Origin of the sequence: Rhodococcus mengyinensis, assembly GCF_048381435.1 — a bacterium.
Taxonomy (GTDB): domain Bacteria; phylum Actinomycetota; class Actinomycetes; order Mycobacteriales; family Mycobacteriaceae; genus Rhodococcus_F; species Rhodococcus_F opacus_D.
The window spans coordinates 147,182-166,206 of sequence record NZ_JBLWIT010000091.1 but is presented as its reverse complement, the minus strand read 5'-3'; the positions used below and the strand labels follow the sequence as shown (position 1 = coordinate 166,206).

15 protein-coding genes and 1 pseudogene are annotated in these 19,025 nt (G+C 66.7%); 7 read left to right on the top strand and 9 right to left on the bottom strand.

Translation table 11 applies throughout. The features are described 5' to 3' along the window. Window positions 1–30: 30 nt before the first annotated feature. The 5 genes from ACNJ7E_RS17545 to ACNJ7E_RS17525 all read left to right on the top strand — a co-directional run bounded on the left by ACNJ7E_RS17545 (window position 31) and on the right by ACNJ7E_RS17525 (window position 6,035). Window positions 31–1,578, top strand: coding sequence for a DUF1254 domain-containing protein (locus ACNJ7E_RS17545; RefSeq protein WP_418340550.1), 1,548 nt, complete (start codon window positions 31–33; stop codon window positions 1,576–1,578). Between the two features lie 12 nt (window positions 1,579–1,590). Continuing rightward, window positions 1,591–2,844 carry a cation:proton antiporter gene (locus tag ACNJ7E_RS17540; RefSeq protein WP_418340549.1) on the top strand — a complete coding sequence of 418 codons (1,254 nt, stop codon included), beginning with the start codon at window positions 1,591–1,593 and terminating at the stop codon, window positions 2,842–2,844. A gap of 49 nt (window positions 2,845–2,893) precedes the next feature. Continuing rightward, on the top strand, window positions 2,894–3,850 hold the full coding sequence (locus ACNJ7E_RS17535) for an SCO6745 family protein (protein WP_418340548.1): 957 nt from the start codon (window positions 2,894–2,896) through the stop codon (window positions 3,848–3,850). Window positions 3,851–3,897: 47 nt separating this feature from the next. Next, entirely contained in the window at window positions 3,898–5,445 is a 1,548-nt protein-coding gene (locus tag ACNJ7E_RS17530; protein ID WP_418340547.1) for a DUF1254 domain-containing protein, read from the top strand. 170 nt (window positions 5,446–5,615) lie between these two features. After that, a complete protein-coding gene (locus ACNJ7E_RS17525) occupies window positions 5,616–6,035 on the top strand; it encodes an ion channel (protein WP_418340546.1) in 420 nt (139 codons plus the stop codon). Window positions 6,036–6,107: 72 nt separating this feature from the next. Here ACNJ7E_RS17525 and ACNJ7E_RS17520 read toward each other — a convergent pair whose 3' ends face one another. The 4 genes from ACNJ7E_RS17520 to ACNJ7E_RS17505 form a co-directional block, all read right to left on the bottom strand. Beyond that, on the bottom strand, window positions 6,108–6,638 hold the full coding sequence (locus tag ACNJ7E_RS17520; RefSeq protein ID WP_009476842.1) for a DUF1269 domain-containing protein: 531 nt from the start codon (window positions 6,636–6,638) through the stop codon (window positions 6,108–6,110). 242 nt (window positions 6,639–6,880) lie between these two features. Beyond that, window positions 6,881–7,957 (bottom strand): 3-hydroxyacyl-CoA dehydrogenase, encoded by a 1,077-nt coding sequence (locus ACNJ7E_RS17515; protein WP_418340545.1) that lies wholly within the window; start codon window positions 7,955–7,957, stop codon window positions 6,881–6,883. Between the two features lie 55 nt (window positions 7,958–8,012). Further along, window positions 8,013–8,945 (bottom strand): alpha/beta hydrolase, encoded by a 933-nt coding sequence (locus ACNJ7E_RS17510; RefSeq protein ID WP_418340544.1) that lies wholly within the window; start codon window positions 8,943–8,945, stop codon window positions 8,013–8,015. Window positions 8,946–8,959: 14 nt separating this feature from the next. Then, on the bottom strand, window positions 8,960–10,429 hold the full coding sequence (locus ACNJ7E_RS17505; protein WP_418340559.1) for a flavin-containing monooxygenase: 1,470 nt from the start codon (window positions 10,427–10,429) through the stop codon (window positions 8,960–8,962). A 159-nt stretch (window positions 10,430–10,588) separates the two neighbouring features. Between ACNJ7E_RS17505 and ACNJ7E_RS17500 the strand changes: the two genes are divergently transcribed. After that, window positions 10,589–11,836: a PucR family transcriptional regulator gene (locus tag ACNJ7E_RS17500; protein ID WP_418340543.1), complete on the top strand. Its 1,248-nt coding sequence runs from the start codon at window positions 10,589–10,591 to the stop codon at window positions 11,834–11,836. Between the two features lie 176 nt (window positions 11,837–12,012). Next, window positions 12,013–13,727, top strand: a pseudogene (locus ACNJ7E_RS17495) (alpha/beta hydrolase). Between the two features lie 20 nt (window positions 13,728–13,747). On the opposite strand, the gene ACNJ7E_RS17490 reads toward ACNJ7E_RS17495, so the two are convergent. From ACNJ7E_RS17490 to ACNJ7E_RS17470, 5 genes are read right to left on the bottom strand one after another with little or no spacing between them, the layout of a single operon-like run. Continuing rightward, a complete protein-coding gene (locus tag ACNJ7E_RS17490) occupies window positions 13,748–14,578 on the bottom strand; it encodes an alpha/beta fold hydrolase (RefSeq protein ID WP_418340542.1) in 831 nt (276 codons plus the stop codon). Further along, entirely contained in the window at window positions 14,575–15,027 is a 453-nt protein-coding gene (locus tag ACNJ7E_RS17485) for a MaoC family dehydratase (protein WP_280782851.1), read from the bottom strand. The genes ACNJ7E_RS17490 and ACNJ7E_RS17485 overlap by 4 nt, the downstream gene beginning before the upstream one ends. 27 nt (window positions 15,028–15,054) lie before the next feature. Beyond that, window positions 15,055–16,752 (bottom strand): PHA/PHB synthase family protein, encoded by a 1,698-nt coding sequence (locus tag ACNJ7E_RS17480; RefSeq protein WP_418340541.1) that lies wholly within the window; start codon window positions 16,750–16,752, stop codon window positions 15,055–15,057. Window positions 16,753–16,768: 16 nt separating this feature from the next. Further along, window positions 16,769–18,340, bottom strand: a complete 1,572-nt coding sequence (locus ACNJ7E_RS17475) for a long-chain-fatty-acid--CoA ligase (RefSeq protein ID WP_418340540.1) — start codon at window positions 18,338–18,340, stop codon at window positions 16,769–16,771. A 36-nt stretch (window positions 18,341–18,376) separates the two neighbouring features. Next, on the bottom strand, window positions 18,377–19,024 hold the full coding sequence (locus tag ACNJ7E_RS17470; RefSeq protein ID WP_418340539.1) for a CoA transferase subunit B: 648 nt from the start codon (window positions 19,022–19,024) through the stop codon (window positions 18,377–18,379). Between the last annotated feature and the right edge of the window lies 1 nt (window position 19,025).

The following is a 19,025-nucleotide window of genomic DNA, read 5'->3' as shown; positions in this document are numbered from 1 at the left end:
CGCCTGACCATCCGAATCGGAGAAACCCAGATGAGCATCGACAGAAAAGTCTTGGAATCGCTCTCCGCCCCCGACCACCTCGAGACCCCATTAGGGGCACTCGAATTCACCGACGGCGCCCCGTCCAAAGAAACCGTGGAGAAGGCGTATGACCACCTCGATCTGATGCACGGAGTGAACGTTTTCCTCAACGCCTTTCCGGGCGCATCCACCTGGGCGATGCGTCAAGGTTTCCTCGGTATCGGCGCCGAAGACAACACGGTCGTGATGTTCTCCGAACTGATGGATTCCCAGTCCCTGTTCCTGACCGCCAACGCCGACACCGTCTATTACCTCTCGTTCGTGGATCTCAGTAGCGGGCCGATGGTGGTCGAGACGCCGCCGATGGCGTTGGGCGTCTTCGACGACATGTGGTTCCACTGGATCATCGACTTCGGCCTCCCCGGCCCCGATCGGGGCGAGGGCGGCCGGTTCCTACTCCTTCCCCCGGGTTACGACGGGCCCCTGCCCGACAGCGGATTCCATGTGGGCCAGTCGCAGACCAACCGCGCCCTGCTGCTCGGCCGGTCGTTCATGCAGGACAGCGACCCGAAGCCGACGGTCGAGGAGATCAAGGACCGGCTGAAGATCTACCCCTACGTGCCGGGTACATACGGGACCAGTGTCGCGACATTGCTGGAAGGAAAGGTCCCCCCGGGAAAGTCGGCGACGCCGCCGAAAACCAACTTCGTCGAGGCCAGCGGGAAGGCGTTCAACACCATCCCGCCGTCCGACTTCGGTTTCTACGAGACGCTCAACGCGATGGTCCAGGAAGAGCCCGCCACCGCCACCGACCCAGAGACGATGGGACAGCTGGCCGCGATCGGGATCGTCAAGGGTGAAAAGTTCGACCCGGACGAGCGGATGCGCAAGATTCTGCAGGAGGCGGCCGCGGTGGGCCATGCGACCTCGCGGTCATTGATGTTCGACGCCCGCGAGTCGGAGGGACATATCTACTACCCGGGATCGGCGTGGACCGCCATGCTCTTCCCCGGGGGCTACACCTTCGAGACACCCCCTCCGCTGGTCACCGAGGAGGGCATCAAACCGTTCCCGCCCGGCGGCGCGAAGAAGCTGCACCTGCGGACGTTGTTCTTCTACGGCTACACCGGCATCACCCCGGCGATGTGCATGCGACTGACCGGTATCGGATCGCAATACCTGGTGGCGTTCAAGGATTCCGAGAACAACTTCTTCGACGGCGCCAAGCACTACACGGTGACACTGCCCCCTGATATCCCCGCGGCGCGTTTCTGGTCGATCACCTTGTACGACAACCAGACCCGGTCGATGCTGCAGACGCAGCAACGCTTCCCGAGGTCCGGCAGTCAGAGCTACCCCACCCCGGCCGCGGAGGCTGATGCCGACGGGTCGACCACGGTCCACTTCTCTCCCGACAAGCCCGACGGTGTCGGCGAGGGCAACTGGATCCAGAGTGACCCGAACAAGGGATATTTTGTCATCCTGCGCCTCTACAGCCCGCTGCAAAACTTCTTCGACAAGACCTGGCGACCCAGCGAGGTCGATCCGGTGCGATGAGGCGGTGACACCGTGACGTGGGCATTTCCCGCAATCGCCGGAGTGCTGCTCGTCTTCGCCGCCATCTCCGGCCGCATCGAGGGTAGACCGATCACGGCCCCGATCGTCTTCACCGGTAGTGGCCTCGTCCTCGGTGCCAGCGTGGCCGGGCTGATCGACGTGGAAGCCACCGGCGAGATCATCAAACTCCTCGCCGAGGTGACGCTGGCACTGGTGCTGTTCTCCGATGCCTCCCACGTGGACCTGCCGGCGCTCCGCGCCGAGATCTCCCTGCCCGCACGACTGCTCGGCATCGGGCTGCCGTTGACCATCGCGGCAGGTTTCGGCGCCGCGGTGGTGATGCTCGGTGACTTCGCCTGGCCCGAGGCGCTGCTCCTCGCGGTGATCCTCGCCCCCACCGACGCCGCGCTCGGGCAGGCCGTGGTCACGCTCCCGCTTCTCCCGTCCCGGGTACGCCAGGGCTTGAACGTCGAGAGCGGTCTCAACGACGGAATCTGCGTGCCACTGTTTCTGGTCGTGCTGGCGATCGCCCAGGCCGAGTCGGGGACGATCGGGGGCGGCGCGGCCGTCCGGTTGGTCGCCGAACAGATCGGGTACGGCATCGTGGCCGGCCTCGGCGCCGGGGCGGTCGCCGCCGCGATCCTGATCACCGCCCAACGGCGCGGAACGATCGACCCGTTGTGGGCGCAGATCGTTCCCGTCGCGGCTGCTGTCCTCGCCTACACCTTCGCCGTGCCGCTGGGCGGGTCGGGATTCATTGCCGCGTTCGTCGGCGGACTGACCTTCGGGACCATCCGCCGCCGCAAGGCGGCCGGCAGTGACGGTGCGGGTCTCCTCGACGAGTCCGGGGACGTGTTCAACGCCGTGACCTTCATCGTCTTCGGCGCCATCCTGCTAGGCCCCGCCCTCGGTCACCTGTCCTGGGCGGTGCTCGGCTACGCGGTGGTGAGCCTGACCGTCGTCCGCATGATCCCGGTGGCGTTGTCGATGATCGGGATGCACGCCCGCGCACCGACCGTCGGCTTCATCGGCTGGTTCGGCCCACGCGGGCTCGCCACCATCGTCTTCGCCATTCTCATCCTCGAAGAACCGGGCGAACTACCCCACGAGGAACTGCTCCTGACCACCGCGATCGTCACGATCGGCCTCTCGGTCCTGGCCCACGGACTCAGCGCCTCGCCGCTGGCCAACCGCTACGCCACCTGGTTCCGCAACAACCCCCGCGGTGAGACACAACCAGCCCAGCAAACGACACCCTCGACATGACACATGACACATGACAACCGGGCACCGAACACACAAGGGAGAAGATCCGATGGCCACAGAATTCCGGGAGAGGGCCCGCCGGCTGCGCAACGCACTCGAACCCGTGGCGGCCGGGGTGTACTTCGCCCCCGAGGCGCACGCGGCGTACGAGAAACTCGGTTTCGCGGGCAGTCCCGTCACCCACGAAGGCGCCGCCCGCCCGGAAATGACGGCGTACTTCACCAGCCGCAGCGCCTGCATGGGCGACGTACCGGGGGAAGTGGTCGCCGCCGCCTTCGGCTGCTTCAACCCGAAGGTGGTTGTGCCCGCCGTCGAGAAAGGACGGCAGCTCGCCGACCGCGAAACAATCCTCGCAGCCCGGGAAAAGGGGGCGACCGCCATGCTGGCGCGGGTGCTCGGCGATAAGCCCGAGGGGCTCGCTCGGGTGACCGACCTGCTCCGCCGCGGCGCCGACGCGGCCCGGTGGGAAGCGCACCCGATCTACGGGGGCCTGCGCTCGCTCGGCTTCCCCGGCACCCCGATCGGTGACTTGTGGCGGGCGGCGGACCTGCTGAGGGAGCACCGAGGCGACAGCCACGTCATCGCCTGGGCGGTCGGCGGCGTCGACGCGGTCGAGATCCTCCTGCTGACCGAACAGTGGTGGGGACTCCCGGCCCGCGCCTACGCCCCGACCCGCGGCTGGAAAGCGGCCGATATGGACGCCGGCTTCGAGCGACTCGAGAAACGTGGACTTGTGACCGGCGACGAGAAGCTCACCGACGCCGGCCGCGCATTCCGCGAGGAAATCGAGGTCCGCACCGACGAACTCGAACGGTCCGTGCTGGACGCACTCGGCGACGACCTCGACGAACTGCTCTCACACCTCGACCCCTGGTCCGAGGCCGTCGTCGCCGCCAAGTCCTACCCCAAGCGGATCGCCGGTATCTACAACGTCGGCGGTGGGCCGCATTTCGGCTCCGGATTGACCATCGACACCGCGGCCGAAAAGTACGAGAACAAGGCATGAACCGCCCTGGCCGATAGCCAGCGTTAAGAGTGGAAGGGAACCGTCAGATGAGTGTCGACCGAAAAACCCTGGAATCGATCTCCGCGCCCGCCCGGATGGACACCCGGCTCGGCGCCGTGGACTTCACCGACGGCGCACCGAGCCGGGAGACCGTGGAAAAGGCGTACGACCACCTCGACTTCCTGCACGGGGTGAACGTCTACCTGAACGCGTTCCCGGGAGCATCCACCTGGGCGCTGCGCCAAGGCTTCCTCGACGCCGGCGCCGAGGACAACTCGATCCTCATCTTTTCGGAGCTATTGGATTCGCAGTCACTGTTCCTGACCGCCAACGCCGACACCGTCTACTTCTGGTCGATCGTGGATCTGAACGGCGGCCCGATGGTGGTCGAGACACCGCCGATGGCGTTGGGCGTCTTCGACGACATGTGGTTTCACTGGATCAGCGACTTCGGACTGCCTGGCCCCGACCGGGGCGAGGGCGGCCGATTCCTGCTCATCCCCCCGGGTCACGACGGTCCCCTGCCCGACAGCGGCTTCCATCTGGGCCACTCGCGGACCAACCGCGTCATGCTGATCGGCCGGTCGTTCATGCAGGACAGCGACCCGAAACCCACGGTCGCGGTGATCAAGAACACCCTGAAGCTGTACCCGTACGTGCCCGGTGGGTACGGCACCGCCGTCGCGACGCTGCTGGAAGGGAAGGTCCGGCCAGGGAAGTCGGCGGCGCCGCCGGAGACCCGGTTCGTCGAGGCGAGTGGGAAGGAGTTCAACACGATTCCGCCCTCGGACTTCGGGTTCTACGAACTGCTCGACGCATTGGTCCAGGAAGAGCCCGCCACTGCCACCGATGCCGAAACGCTGGGGCAGCTGGCCGCGATCGGCATCGTGAAGGGTGAAAAGTTCGACCCGGACGAGCGGATGCGCAAGATCCTGGAGGAGGCGGCCGCGGTGGGCCACGCGACCTCGCGGTCGTTGATGTTCGATGCCCGCGAGGCGGAGGGGCACGTGTATTACCCGGGGTCGGCGTGGACCAACATGCTCTTCCCAGGCGGCTACACCTTCGAAACGCCGCCGCCGCTCGTCACCGAGGAAGGCATCAAACCCTTCCCGCCCGGCGGTGCGAAGAAGCTGCACCTGCGGACGATGTTCTTCTACGGCTACACCGCGATCACCCCGGCGATGTGCATGCTGCTGACCGGCATCGGGTCGCAATACCTGGTTGCGTTCAAAGATAGCGAGAACGCCTATTACGACGGTGCGAAGACGCACACGATGTCGTTGCCGCCCGACATCCCCGCGGCCCGGTTCTGGTCGGTCACGTTGTACGACAACCAGACCCGGTCGATGCTGCAGACACCGCAACGCTTCCCGAGGGCAGGTAGCCAGAGTTACCCGTCCCCGGCCGCCGACGCCGACGCCGACGGGTCGACCACGGTCTACTTCGCCCCCGAAAAACCGGACGGTGTGGGCGAGGGCAACTGGATCCAGACCGTTCCGGGCAAGGGCTGGTTCGTCATCCTGCGCCTGTACAGCCCGCTGCAATCCTTCTTCGACAAGACCTGGCGACCGAGCGAAATCGAGCGGGTGCAGTAACGCGGTTGGGAAGTCTTCCGCGAGTGTCCCAGGGAGGCGACCTGATGTTCGACCACTCACCGGCGCCGACACGCGCGAGCCGGCGCGCACAGCTGCGCGGAGCGATTCTGCGTCCGATACTGACAACGGCACTGCTACTTGCGCTGTATTTTACTGTGCCACTGGACAATGTGAACGATCCACGGAGCTGGCTGCTGCTCGTCGGGACGATTTGCGTGTTCGGTGCGGTGACCACGTGGCAGTTCCGCCGGATCCTGCGATCGCGGTACCCGGTGCCCCAGGCCGTCGAGGCGATCGCCACCGTCCTGCCGCTCTACCTGCTCGGATTCTCGATCATGTACTACCTGATGGCGGCGGTGAACCCGGGCAGCTTCTCGGCCGCGCTGTCCCGGATGGCGTCGCTGTATTTCACCGTCACCGTCTTCTCGACCGTCGGATTCGGGGACATCCTGGCCGTCTCGGACACCGGACGGGCGGTGGTCACCACCCAGATGGTCACCAACCTGGTGCTCTTGGGGATCGGCGGCAAACTCCTCTACGGCGCCATCGAGCGCTCACGGAAGCGCCGAGAGCCCACGGACCCCGTCTAGAAGAATCGGGCTCGCCCTCGACGTCGTGCGACCGGAGGCGCGAGGCGTCGAACCGTCGTGTCGGTGCAATTCTCAGGATTTGGAGGCCTCGTCGATCTCCTTGCTGACCTGCTCCGTGTCCGCCTCTAGCTGCTTCTTGGTCACCTTGGAGGCGCGTTCGAGCGCCTTCTCGACGCGCGCCTCGAGGTCCGTCGCCGCAACGACGATCAGTCCGCTGTCACCCGCGTCGAGCAGCTCACCCACCTCCTTGAGGTCGGAGCGGCTCATCCCGGCCGCGACGTGCCCGCCGAGGGCCCCGAGACCAGCGCCGCCGGCGCCACCCAACAACAGCCCGGCCCCGAGCCCTACGGCTGGGAACAGGGCAACGAGCGCACCCCCGACCAGGCCGATGCCGAGTCCGCCCCAGGCGCCCTGCCGGGTCGGCTGCTCATGCTTCTTGACTATCTTGACCTTGCCTTTGTCCGTTCTGGTGATGACGGCGGCGTCGTAGGTATCGACCAGGCCCGTCTCGACGTAGAGCTCGTGCACGGCGTCGTAGTCGGCGATCGCGGCGTCCTGCGAGTCGTAGGTCGCCGCCAGGAGGGCGAATGTATCGAGGGCCATGGTTTCCTCCAATTGATGTGGATGACGGTGGGTCAGTGAAGGCGCGGGCTAGGTCGGCCACCAGGCCGGTGGGTCGCCCGGCTCGGCCAGTAGTTGGCCTTCGCGCGGAATGGCTCCGACCAATCGCGGATATCGATTGACGTCACCTCGATCCGGTTGTGCATGCTGTAGCCGCCTCGCATTGTTGTCCGGCTTCCAGCCTCGACACCCGCAGCGCCGGTCACATCCCCCGAAACGGGTGACTACCAGGCGACCACCCGGGTAGTGGGTGCGTGCTCATGAGGCTTACCGACATGTCGCGATTGCTCGTCGGGGTTGTTCACCCCTGTGCTGCCACATCGCGCCGGTGGCCTATTGGCCGACGTGTGGAGCAGTAACGCCTTTTCCGCAATGTCGGAGGCTGCGGAAATGTCTGGGGGAGAAAGGAAGTCGTCGGTGCCGTAGGCGGGATCGGGATAGTTGTAGTATCCCCGTCCTGTCTGCAATCCCAGCAGACCCTGATCGAGGAAGTTCTTCTCGATGTAGTGAGCATTCCGGAGCATCTGCTCGTCGTTGTTCACATGCCCCCAGTGGTCGAGAACATTGAACACGGTGGTCATACCGACGACGTCCATCAGCCCCAATGGGCCCATGGAGCAGCCTCGATTGACGATCATGTAGGTGCGGTCGACGTCCTCGGCGGTTGCGACATCGTTTGTCACGAGGGTTTGTGCGGCATTCAGCAGGGGAACGAGCCAGGTATTGATGGCGTACCCATTCTGCTGCTTCTGTATCGGGACGGGGACCATGCCGATTTCGATGCCGAACTCCGTTGCCGCGATCAACGTATCTCGCGCGGTCTCCGGGTGCGCCATGATCTCCACTGCATTCAGTTTCCAGATGAGATTGGCGAAATGCAGCGCGCAGTATTTTTCCGGACGGCCGGTCGCTGCTGCAAAGTCCTGCGGCAACAATGTCGACGAGTTCGTCGCGATCAACGTGTGTTCGGGGAGGTGCGGTGCCATGGTCTCGTAGACGCTGGTCTTCACGTCGGGCCTCTCCGATACCGCTTCGATGACCAAGTCTGCATGCTGAACGGCCTCGGAAATATCGGTGCTGTAGGTCAACCGTTTCCGGGTCTTCGCGATGTCCTCGTCGGTGGCGGCGACGTCCACGCGGTAGATGTCGGCGTACATTTCGTGCGCAGCACGGCAATTGTCGATGGCCTTCTGGTGTAGGTCGTAGACGACTACGTCCTTCCCTTTGAACGCGCTGTGCCATGCGATCTGCCCGCCGAGGACGCCTGCGCCCAATACGGTGACCCGATTCAGGTCTGACATAACTTCTCCATTCGTGTTCGGTGATGCATATTTCTGATGTGCGGTGGGTGCCGTCTCACATCGTCAGCGACGGCGTGCTGCGGACGGGGTCGAGGACTCGGTGCAGAAAGGCGAGCTGGTCGGCCAGTGCCTGCTGCTGCCAGGGCCCCTGATAGACGTCGAAGTGATCGACGGGGTACTCGCGCAGTTGCGCGAGCGGACCGGCCTTCGCGGCGGTCCGGCGCGCCGCGTCGGGCGGCGCGATGCGGTCGCGCGTGCCGACCTGCACCAGGATCGGGCAGGTGAGATGACGGGCGAAGGTAGTGGGCCGGTTCAAACCGACCTCCAGTGCGGTGCGTGCACACACTTCGTTGCGCCAGGTCGCGCCCGCCATGGAGGTGTAGGCCTCCTCGGCGCCAGGCGTGCTGATGATCGCCGCCGACCCGGGCTGACCGACCACCGGAACGTGGTGCGGCGCGCGCTTGGTCAGCGCACGGGCGACGTCCCGCAGCCCGTGTCCGGTGGCGCGAACCAGCTGGCCGGGGCCGGCGTAGCGGGCGATCTGCACCAGGGCGGCCAGCCCGTCGGTGGCCGGTGTCATGGAAACGACCGCCGAGACGCGCCCATCCTCCGCCGCGACCGCGATGACGTGACCACCGGAGTACGACGTCCCCCACAGTGCGATCCGGTCCGGGTCGACGCCCGGCAGGCGGCGGGCCGCATCGATCGCGGCACGGTAATCCTGTCGCTGACGCCGGAACGAAACATCCTGGCGTGGACTGCCGTCCGAGTCACCGAAGCCGCGGTAGTCGAAGACGAACGCATCGATGCCTGCCTGAGCGAATGCCTCGGCGTAGCCCAGCAGGCCGGTGTCCCGGGTGCCGCCGAAGCCGTGTGCCATGACCACGCACGGCCGGCCGGGTTCCCGGTCCAGCGCGTCGGTGGTGGCCGAAACGTGCCAGGCCGCACAGGTGACGCCGTGGCTGGTGAAGGTGATCTCGTTCTTCATCGTGCTCACTCCGATCACGAGGCCAGCAGAGCCGGCTGGCTGGCGGTGAACCGCAGGTCGCGGTCCTCGATCGGCCCCTCACGCAGCCGCTCGACGTCCTTCTCGTAGGCCATCGCGGCCGTCCACGGGCCGCTGGTGCCTGCACGGGGGAACGCGGCGACCGCACGCTGGACGTATCCGGAGGTGAGGTCGAGCAACGGGACCCGTTCCATGCCCGGATCGGTGAGGACCGGTTCGACGGTGGTGTAGCCGCGCTCGTCCATGTGGTCGAGCAGTCGGCAGAAGTGCTCGCTGATGAGGTCGACCTTGAGCGTCCAGGAGATGTTCGTGTAGCCGAGTGCGAACACGAAGTTCGGTAGGCCGCTGAGCATCATCGACTTGTAGACGGTCGTGTCGGGCGGATTCACCGGCTCTCCGTCGACTCTGATCTGGATCGCACCGAACGCGAGCATGTTCAAACCGGTGGCGGTGACGACGATGTCGGCCTCGAGTTCCTGGCCGGACTCGAGCCGGATCCCGGTTTCGGTGAAACGCTCGATCCGGTCCGTCACCACCGAGGCCTGGCCTGTCGAGATCGCCTTGAACAGGTCGCCGTTGGGCACCATGCACAGGCGCTGATCCCAGGGGTTGTAGCGGGGGGTGAAGTGGGTGTCGACGTCGAAGTTCTTGGGCAGCTGGCGGCGGACGTTGGCGATCAACAGCTTGCGCATGAGCTTCGGGGAGCGGCGGCAGGCCTTGAAGATCCCGCGGTGCATCATGATGTTCTTGCGCCGGATGATCGGGTAGGCCCGCTTCGGGCCGATCAGCTTGTTGAGCGTGTTCGCGATCGCGTCCTCGGCCGGCAGCGAGAGCACGTAGCTCGGCGAGCGCTGCAACATCGTGATGTGCTGGGCGGTGCCGGCCATCGCGGGGATCAGCGTTGCCGCGGTCGCGCCGCTGCCGATGACAACCACCTTCTTGCCGGAGTAGTCGAGCTCTTCGGGCCAGTGCTGGGGATGAACCACCCGGCCGGTGAAGTCCTCGATGCCGTCGAACTCGGGCGTGAAGCCGGTTTCGTGGTTGTAGTAGCCGGTGCCGGAGAACAGGAATCGCGCGGTGATCTGCACGGTCTCGTCGCTGCCGGAACGTTGCGCGGTCACGGTCCAGCGCCCTTCCGACGAGGAGAATTCCGCCGACGACACCCGGTATCCGAATCGGATGTGCTCGTCGATGTGGTTCTCGGTGACGGTCTCCTGCAGGTAGTCCAGGATGATGTGCGCGTCGGCGATCGCCTTCTTGTGCGTCCACGGCTTGAAGCCGAAGCCGAAGGTCGGCATGTCCGAGTCCGAGCGGATCCCCGGGTAGCGGAACTGGGTCCACGTCCCGCCGATCGCGTCCTTACCCTCCAGGATCGCGAACGTCGTGTCCGGCCGGCGGGTCTTCAGGTGGTAGGCCGCACCGATTCCGGAGATGCCGGCGCCGATGATCAACACATCGAAGTCCATGGTCTCCACCTCGGGGATGGTCGTGATCGTCACTGGGGTCTCCTGGTCGCTGTCGTGCGAGGTTGTGATGTGTTTCACAGTAGGTCTGCACCCGCACCCAGCGACATGTCCGCTCGCCTAATCCTTGCCTCCGGCTATGTGCGGTAGCACACTCTTCTCATGACCAGCGGAACGACCCCCGCGGTGATCGTCGGTCTCATGGGTGATGTCGCCGAGTCGATGCTCGCCGAACTCGATCAGTTCGTCGAAGACATGGACGCCGAGGAGGTCAAGCTGGCCCCAGCGCTGGGCGCCGATGCAGCAATCGCGGCGGAGATGTCGGCAAGCAACCGCGCGAACGTCGCGCGCCTACTCACTACACTCGCACGCCGCGACGGCCGCGCCGCACCGATCGACGTCCCACCGGAGGCGCTGGATGTGGTCCGCACCGTCGTTCGCCGCGGCATCGACCTCGACGTGATCTTCCACGCCTACCGCCGAGGGCAGAACCTGGTGTGGCAGAGCTTCATCGCGCACGCAGCTCGGGTCGTCCCACCGGGCCCGCAGCTCGTCGAGTTGTTGGAGGCGTTCTCGCAGCACCTGTTCGAATACGTCGACCACGTGATCGGCCGTGTCATTGCCGACGCGCAGCGCGAGCGCGAGGAGGTGCTCGGTGGTGCGCTCGCACGCCGCGCCGAGACCATTCGTCTGATCCTCGACGGTGCCCCGATCGACAGCCGCCGCGCCGGCGAACGCCTGGGGTACGAACTGGCCCGGCGCCATACCGCACTCGTGTTGTGGGCCCAACCGCCCGGCGAGGTGCAGGGCGCGCTGGAGTCCGCCGCCACCAGCCTCGCCCGCGCCGCCGGTGCGCGCCCTCCGCTGACCCTCCCCGCCGGGATCTCGACGCTGTGGGCATGGTTCGGCACCGACTCCGACCCCGCGCTCGACGCACTGCGCGACGCGCTCACCCGAGCGCAACCCAATGTCCGCGTCGCGGTCGGCCCCACCCAGCCCGGCATCACCGGGTTCCGCCGCTCACATGATGCGGCGCTGACCATCCAGCGGCTGCTCAGCGGGCACCCGAGCGGTGCGCGCCTGGCGCTCTACCGCGACCTCGAAGTCACGGCGCTGGCAGCGCAAAACCACGACCGCGCGGCCGATTTCGTCGCCACGACGCTGGGCCCGCTCGCCGCGGACACACCCGGCGCGGCTCGGCTCCGCGAGACCTTGCGGGTGTTTCTCGACGAAGCCGACAACGCACCCCGCGCCGCCGTCCGCCTGCACACCCACCGCAACACCGTCCTGCAACGCGTCGCGCGTGCAACCGAACTCCTCGGTCACCATCCCGGCGAACGCCGGCTGGCGCTCGAGCTCGCGCTCGAGCTCGCCCACCAGATCGGGCCACGGGTCCTCACCCGGACATGACGAACGATTCAGGATCTTGGGTCCGCGTGCGGACACTGGTCTCACAGGTCGCCGATGACGCCGGGGTGAGCAGATTCGGCCGAAATGCGAACATCCCACGTGGGCTTCGGTGTTCGGGACGTGGTGTGATTGCGGATTGCCGTCGATCGCGACTCTGTGACGGCTACGCTTGGTAGGTGCCGAACGATGTGATCGATGGTGCACCCGAGCGCGAAGCCGGTCCTGTCCGGCCACCCGGGCATCGCCGCTGGCTTCCCGACCGCTATGCCTTCGAGGGGCTGGTGGTCGCCGTGCTGTTCGTGTGGCTGTCGTTGACGCCGACACTGCTGCCGCGCGGTCCGTTCTTCCAGGGATTGGTCACCGGCGTCTCGGCGGCGATCGGCTACGCCATCGGAACCTCGGTTCCAAGTTGGTCCGCTACCTCGTGCAGCGGGAGGCGCCCACCCATGTGAAGACAATGGTGCGCCGGGTGGCGTCGGTGATCGGAATCGTCGGAACCGCGGCGATATTGGTGTGGTTCTGGGATTGGCAGTCGCAGTTGCGGGCGATCATGAGTGCCGCACCATTCCCGTGGTTCGGCTATCTCGTCATGGTGGTCGTGGCGGTGCTGATCTATGTCGGGTTGGTGGCGCTTGCCCGGGTTCTGCTGCGGGCGGTGCGGTGGGTCGAACGCAAGATCAGCCGGGTGGTGCCGCGGCGGATCTCGGCGACGGTCATCGGCGTACTGGTGGTGGCGCTGCTGTTCGCACTCGTCAACGGCGCGGCGGTGCGGGTGATCATGTCGGGGTTGAACAATTCGTTCGCCGCCGTCAACCAGGAGACGAAGGCCGGTGACGAGCCGCCGACGTCGTCGCTGCGCTCGGGCGGGCCGGACTCGCTCGTCACGTGGGATTCGCTGGGCCGGCAGGGCCGTTCTTTCATGTCGCGTGGTCCCACCGTCGACGAATTGTCCGCGTTCAATGGCGGGCGGCCCGCGGTGGAGCCGATCCGGACTTACGCCGGGCTCGCCAGCGGCGGCGATTCGATCAGCGGGAACGCCCAGCTGGCAGCGGACGAACTCGAACGCGCCGGCGGGTTCGATCGTGCGGTCGTGGGCGTGGCCACGACCACCGGTACCGGGTGGATCAACGAGAGCCTCGCCTCCTCGCTGGAGTACATGTACAACGGGGACACCGCGATGGTCGGATTGCAGTACTCCTATCTGCCGAGTTGGCTGTCCTTCCTGGTGGACAAGGAGCGTGCCCACCAGGCCGGGGAGGCATTGTTCGACGCTGTGTACGACAAGTGGAAGGTATTGCCACCGGAAACTCGTCCGAAACTCGTCGTCATGGGGGAGAGCCTCGGATCGTTCGGGGGCGAAAGTGCATTCGGCAGTGTCGACGACGTCGAGGCTCGCACCGACGGTGTGTTGTTCACGGGACCGCCGAACGCGAACGAGATCTGGACCGACGTCACCACGAACCGCGATCCGGGCTCGCCCGAATGGCTGCCGATCTACGAGCACGGCGAGACCGTCCGCTTCGGAGCACGCGCACCGGAGGACCTGCCGCGCCCCGACGCCCCGTGGGGACGGCCACGGATGGTCTACCTCCAACACCCATCGGACCCGATCGTCTGGTGGTCACCCGAACTCCTGCTGAGCGAGCCCGACTGGCTGAAGGAGGACCGTGGCTACGACGTCCTCGACAGCACACAGTGGTTCCCGTTCGTGACGTTCCTTCAGGTGGCGGCCGACATGGCGGTGTCGACGGGCGTTCCCGACGGGCACGGACACACGTACGTCGTCGACATCGCCGACGCGTGGAGCGCAATCCTGTCGCCCGACAGCTGGACCCCGGCGGACACCGAGCGCCTGCGGACGACGCTCGCCGAGATGGGGGAGGACGGCTGACCTGTCGCGTGCGCCGACGGCTACGGCGACGCGAGGAAGGACCTGACAGCGGGTGCGAGATCGGTTGCGTTGGTGACGATGTCGAGGTGACCGCCGGGGTGCAGGTGCAGCGTCGCGTGCGGCAGGAGCGCGTTCATGATGTGGGCGTTGGCGATGGGAATGATCGGGTCGTCTGTGCCCGCGACGATCAGTGTGGGCTGCCGGATGAGCGGAAGTATCGGCAGGCTCGTCCACATCGCCCCCGCGAGGAGTTGATGGAGATAACCGATGCGGGAGCCCGTGTGCATCTGTTTTCTGAAGACTCGCGCAACGGCTTCACCGCCGAGGCGCGCCGTGCCACCGTACAGGTCGCCGGCGATGGCAGCCGCATAGCCGGTGTCGGTGAACCGCCTCGGAGTCAGCATCTTCGCGAGCACACGCGGGTGGCCCGGAATCATCAGGGCCCCGGTCCCGGTGGCGACGAGGACGACGCGCCGACAGCGCCGCGGATTCTGCAGGGCGAACTGCTGGGCCAGCGCTCCGCCCCAGGACAAGCCGAGGATGTCGACGACATCGACCCCGATCTCGGTGAGGAGGCGGCTCAGGCCGCACGCGAGGGCAGGAATCCCGTACGGGACCGGTGAGGCCGGCGAACCCCCGGTACCGGGCACGTCGAAACTGATGATCGTCGCCGCCGGATCCATTGCGGCGACCAGCGGGTCCAGTACTTCCAGGCCCGCTCCGATGCCGTTGCACAGAACCAGGGGCACACCGGTCCCGCGGCGGATCCGCACCCGGATCCGCCGACCCCCGACCGGAACGACCCTGTCTTCGAACCGGTCGCCCCTGCCGAACAATTCGGTCACGCTCACGTGTAGAGCACCACGACGTCCGCGATGCATACCGGACGCGTTCCGCCGTCGATCTCGTAGGTCAACCCGAAGACTGCCTCGATGCCGGCCGGTTTCCGTTGCGCGGCGATCACGGACACTGTGACGCGCAGCGCGGAACCGACGGGCACGGGCGCCGGGAACCGCACCTTGTTCAGGCCGTAATTGAGGGCGGCGTGGACGCCGTCGACGGTGAGAACCTCGGCGAGGATGCTCGGCGCCAACGACAGCGTGAGATAGCCGTGCGCGATCGTGCAGCCGAAGGGGCCATGGGCCGCGCGTTCGGGATCGGTGTGGATCCACTGGTGGTCCCCGGTCGCGTCGGCGAACAGATTCACCTGATCCTGAGCAATTTTGAGCGTGCCGGTGGTTCCGACGGTCTGTCCGACGAGCCCGAGGAGATCGGTGGGGTGGGCAAGGTTCATGGTCATGGTGTGCCTCTGATCGTGTCGTGCGGGTCAGCTGTGATGGACGTAGGTGCCCGGTGCCGGGGCGAGTGGCGGGAACTGCCGGGCACCGAGGCCGTGGGGTGCGTCGATGTCGGGTCCGCTGCGCTCGGCCAGCCAGCGGGCGTAGTCGGGCCACCACGAGTCGGACGCGGTCTCCGCCGCGGCCAGCCACTCGTCCGGAGTCTCCGGGTCGGGCTGCCCGAATCGGAAGGACGCCCGCGGATTGCCCGGCGGATTCACGAGTGAGGCGATGTGACCGTTCGACGACAGCACGAAGCGGGAGTCCTTGCTGCCGAGAAGGCGAGCGCTCCGGTAGGTGGACTGCCACGGGCAGAGGTGGTCGGCGGAGCCGCCGACGACGTACGCGTCGGCGGTCACGGTGGCCAGGTCGACGGGTGTGCCGAGCATGGTCGCAGCGCCCGGCGTCGTCAGCGCGTTGCGCAGCCCGAGCAGGACGAGATCGCGGTGCAGTGCCGCCGCCATGCGGGTGGTGTCGGAGTTCCAGAACAGCACGTCGAAGGCGGCAGGAGCCCGGCCCTGCACGTAGTTGTTCACCCAGTACCGCCAGACCAGGTCGGTCGGACGCAGCCAGGCGAACATCTCGGCGAGGGTGCGGCCGTCGAGATATCCCTTGGCGGCCGAGTCGCGGATCGCGGCCGCGGCGGCGCGCTCGCTCATGACGGCAGCCGCGGTGCCGGCCTGGGTCTGGTCGAGGACGGTGACGGCCAGGGTGAGGCCGGCGATGCGGTCGCCCTCACCGATCTCGGCGAGATGTGCCGCGACCATCGCCGCGAGAATCCCACCCGAGCAGGTGCCCAGGACGTGGGCGCTGTCGGTCCCGGCAATGCACTGCGCCGTATCGAGCGCCTCCACGATCGCCGCGCCGTAGGTGTCGGCATCCCAGTCCCGGTGCCGGGCGTGGGGGTTGCGCCAGGAGATCGCGAAGACCTGCTGACCCTGCTGCAGGAGGTACTCGATCAGACTGCGGCCCGGTGCGATGTCGAGGATGTAGTACTTGTTGATGACGGGCGGGACGATCAACAGCGGTGTGGCGCGGACCTTCTCCGTCTGCGGCGTGTAGTGGATCAGTTCGAAGGTGCGAGTCTGCAGGACCACGGCACCCTTCGTCGCAGCCACGTCCTCCCCGACGGCGAACGCGTCGGGTTCGACCATGGCAGGCACGCGCGGTTTCGACAGCATGTCGCGGACGAGCGCGCGGACTCCGCGTGCCGCACTGAGGCCGCCCGTGTCCACCATTGCCTTCCAGCCCAGCGGGTTGAGAAGTGGATTGTTGGTGGGGGACAGGCCTTCGACGAGGTTGTCGAGGACGAACCGCATCCGCTCGTGGTCACGCCAGTCCAGTTCGGCGTCGTCGAGCAGGGCCGCAGCGGTGTGCGACGTCGCGAGATACGCCTGCATCGCCCGGCGCAGGGCCGGATTCTGCTGCCACGCGGCGTCGCCGAAGCGTTTGTCCGACTTCGCGGGAGTTCGATCCGAGGTGCCGACGGCGATGGCGCCGAGTTCGCGGACGAGGGCGCCGCCGCGCCGGGCAACGGTACCCGGCCGGCCGGCGAGGCCGACCCCGAGACGGGTCCACGAGCTGTCGGGGAGCATGCGGGCGGCCACGCCGCGGGTTCCGCTGGTGAGGAGAAGGTCGAGGGGAGCGGTGAGCTCGTCGGGGATGGTGGGGAGGGGAGTGTCGCTCACGCTTGTGCTTCCGGTATCAGAGTGCGGCCGCGGCGCGGCCGAGTTCGCGTTTGAGGATCTTGCCGGTGGCGGTCATGGGAAGGGTGGTGACGAATTCGACGGTGCGGGGGTACTTGTAGCTCGCCATCTGCTGCTTGGCCCAGGCGATCACATCGTCCGCGGTGACCCGTGCGCCGGGCTCGAGGATGACGTACGCCTTGATCTCCTCGCCGTGACTGTCGTCGGGGATGCCGACGACGGCGGCGAGAGAGATGGCGTCGTGGCCGAGGAGGACTTCTTCGATCTCACGGGGGTACACGTTGAATCCGCCGCGCACGATCAGGTCCTTGGCCCGGTCGACGATGTAGTAGAAGCCGTCGTTGTCGACGCGGGCGAGGTCGCCGGTCCGGAACCAGCCGTCCCGCAGCACTTCTGCCGTGGCGTCCGGGCGGTTGTAGTAGCCCTTCATGATGTTGTGGCCGCGCAACGCGATCTCGCCGATGTCACCGGCTCCGGTGACGGTGTTCCAGTCCTTGTCGACGAGCCGGGCCTCGATTCCCCACACGGGGACACCGATCGAGCCGGGCCGTGGATCGCCGCCGGGATCGCTGAACGTCGCGAGCGGCGAGGTCTCGGACAGTCCGTATCCCTCGAGGATCTGCACACCGAAGCGGTCGGCGAACCGGGTGAGGATCTCCACCGGCAGCGCGGCGCCGCCGGATATCGCGAGTCGCATGTTGCCGGCGATGCGGTCGATGTCGGCGGGGTGTTCGTCGAGGGCGCCGAGCAGACCCCAGTACATGGTGGGTACCCCGGCGAAAACGGTGATGTTCTCCCGTTCGATGAGATCGAGTGCGGCGGCGGCCTCGAACCGGGGCAGCAGCACGAGAGTCGCCCCGACCGAGATGCCGGCGTTGAGGGTGACGGTCTGGCCGAACGAGTGGAACAGCGGCAGGGTCACGAGGTACCGGTCGTGGGTGGCCGGTGTGCTGTCGAAGAGACGATTGGCGGTCAGCGCGTTGAGCACCATGTTGGCGTGGGTGAGCTCGGCGCCCTTGGGTTTTCCGGTGGTCCCGCTCGTGTAGAGGATGACAGCGGTGTCCCCGGGTTCGCGGACCACGGTCTCGCACTCGGTGGTGTGATCCGCGAGGGCGTCCGCGAGCGTTCCGATGCCGTCGATCGTGGCGGGAGCGTCCGGGTCGGTGGTGATGCGGAACATGGTGTGGCAGTGCGGACTCTGCGTGAACGCGGAGCGCCCGTACTCGCCCATCGGCAGGTCGGGGGTGCCGTCGTAGCACACGTACGCCTTGGCATCGGAATCTGCGAGGTGGTAAGCGATCTCGCGGTCCTTGAGGAGGACGTTGAGCGGTACGACCACGGCGCCGGCCTTGAGGATGCCGTAGTAGACCACGGGGAACTGGGGGATGTTGGGGCAGGAGAGCGCGACCTTGTCGCCGGGTTCGATGCCGCACGACATCAGCAGGTTCGCGACCTGGTTCGACCGGGCGGTGAGGTCGGCGTAGGTCATCCGTGCGTCGCCGAGGATCAAGGCATCACGGTCGGGGAATCGGCGGGCGGAGTCTTCGAGAAGGACGGAAAGGTTCAGCACGGGAGACTTTCTCGTGGTGGGAGGGTGGGAGAAGCGCTACGACAGCCCCGCTGCGGTGGCGGCGCGCACCAGGTCTTCGGTGACCCCGGGCGCGCACTCGCGCAACACGAGACCGGAGTCGGTGACGTCGACGACGGCCAGGTTGGTGATGATCCGGTGCACGACACCGCGTCCGGTGAGAGGCAGGGTGCAGCGCTCGACGATCTTCGGGGCACCGGACTTGTCGCAGTGCTCCATGACCACGATGACTTTGCGGGCGCCGTGCACGAGGTCCATCGCACCGCCCATGCCCTTGACCATCTTTCCCGGAACCATCCAGTTCGCGAGGTCGCCTGCCGCGGAGACCTGCATTCCGCCGAGGACGGCGGTGTCGATGTGGGCGCCGCGGATCATCCCGAAGCTGAGCGCCGAATCGAAGAACGACGCGCCCGCGTTGACGGTGACCGTTTCCTTGCCGGCGTTGATCAGATCCGCGTCCACCGCGTCCTCGTCCGGATACGGTCCGGTGCCGAGGATGCCGTTCTCGCTGTGCAGCGTCACGTCGAACCCCGCGGGCAGGAAGTTCGGGATCAGTGTGGGCAGCCCGATACCGAGGTTGACGTACTCACCCGGCGACAGTTCCCGGGCCGCACGGGCTGCCATGTCCTCGCGGGTCCAACCGATCGTCTCGACGATGGTCGTCATG

Excerpts from the sequence above, each read along its gene's own strand:
- ACNJ7E_RS17545 (WP_418340550.1), top strand. The coding sequence starts at position 31 with ATGAGCATCGACAGAAAAGTCTTGGAATCGCTCTCCGCCCCCGACCAC.
- ACNJ7E_RS17535 (WP_418340548.1), top strand. The coding sequence starts at position 2,894 with ATGGCCACAGAATTCCGGGAGAGGGCCCGCCGGCTGCGCAACGCACTC.
- ACNJ7E_RS17530 (WP_418340547.1), top strand. The coding sequence starts at position 3,898 with ATGAGTGTCGACCGAAAAACCCTGGAATCGATCTCCGCGCCCGCCCGG.
- ACNJ7E_RS17520 (WP_009476842.1), bottom strand. The coding sequence starts at position 6,638 with ATGGCCCTCGATACATTCGCCCTCCTGGCGGCGACCTACGACTCGCAG.
- ACNJ7E_RS17515 (WP_418340545.1), bottom strand. The coding sequence starts at position 7,957 with ATGTCAGACCTGAATCGGGTCACCGTATTGGGCGCAGGCGTCCTCGGC.
- ACNJ7E_RS17510 (WP_418340544.1), bottom strand. The coding sequence starts at position 8,945 with ATGAAGAACGAGATCACCTTCACCAGCCACGGCGTCACCTGTGCGGCC.
- ACNJ7E_RS17505 (WP_418340559.1), bottom strand. The coding sequence starts at position 10,429 with ATGGACTTCGATGTGTTGATCATCGGCGCCGGCATCTCCGGAATCGGT.
- ACNJ7E_RS17500 (WP_418340543.1), top strand. The coding sequence starts at position 10,589 with ATGACCAGCGGAACGACCCCCGCGGTGATCGTCGGTCTCATGGGTGAT.
- ACNJ7E_RS17485 (WP_280782851.1), bottom strand. The coding sequence starts at position 15,027 with ATGACCATGAACCTTGCCCACCCCACCGATCTCCTCGGGCTCGTCGGA.
- ACNJ7E_RS17470 (WP_418340539.1), bottom strand. The coding sequence starts at position 19,024 with ATGACGACCATCGTCGAGACGATCGGTTGGACCCGCGAGGACATGGCA.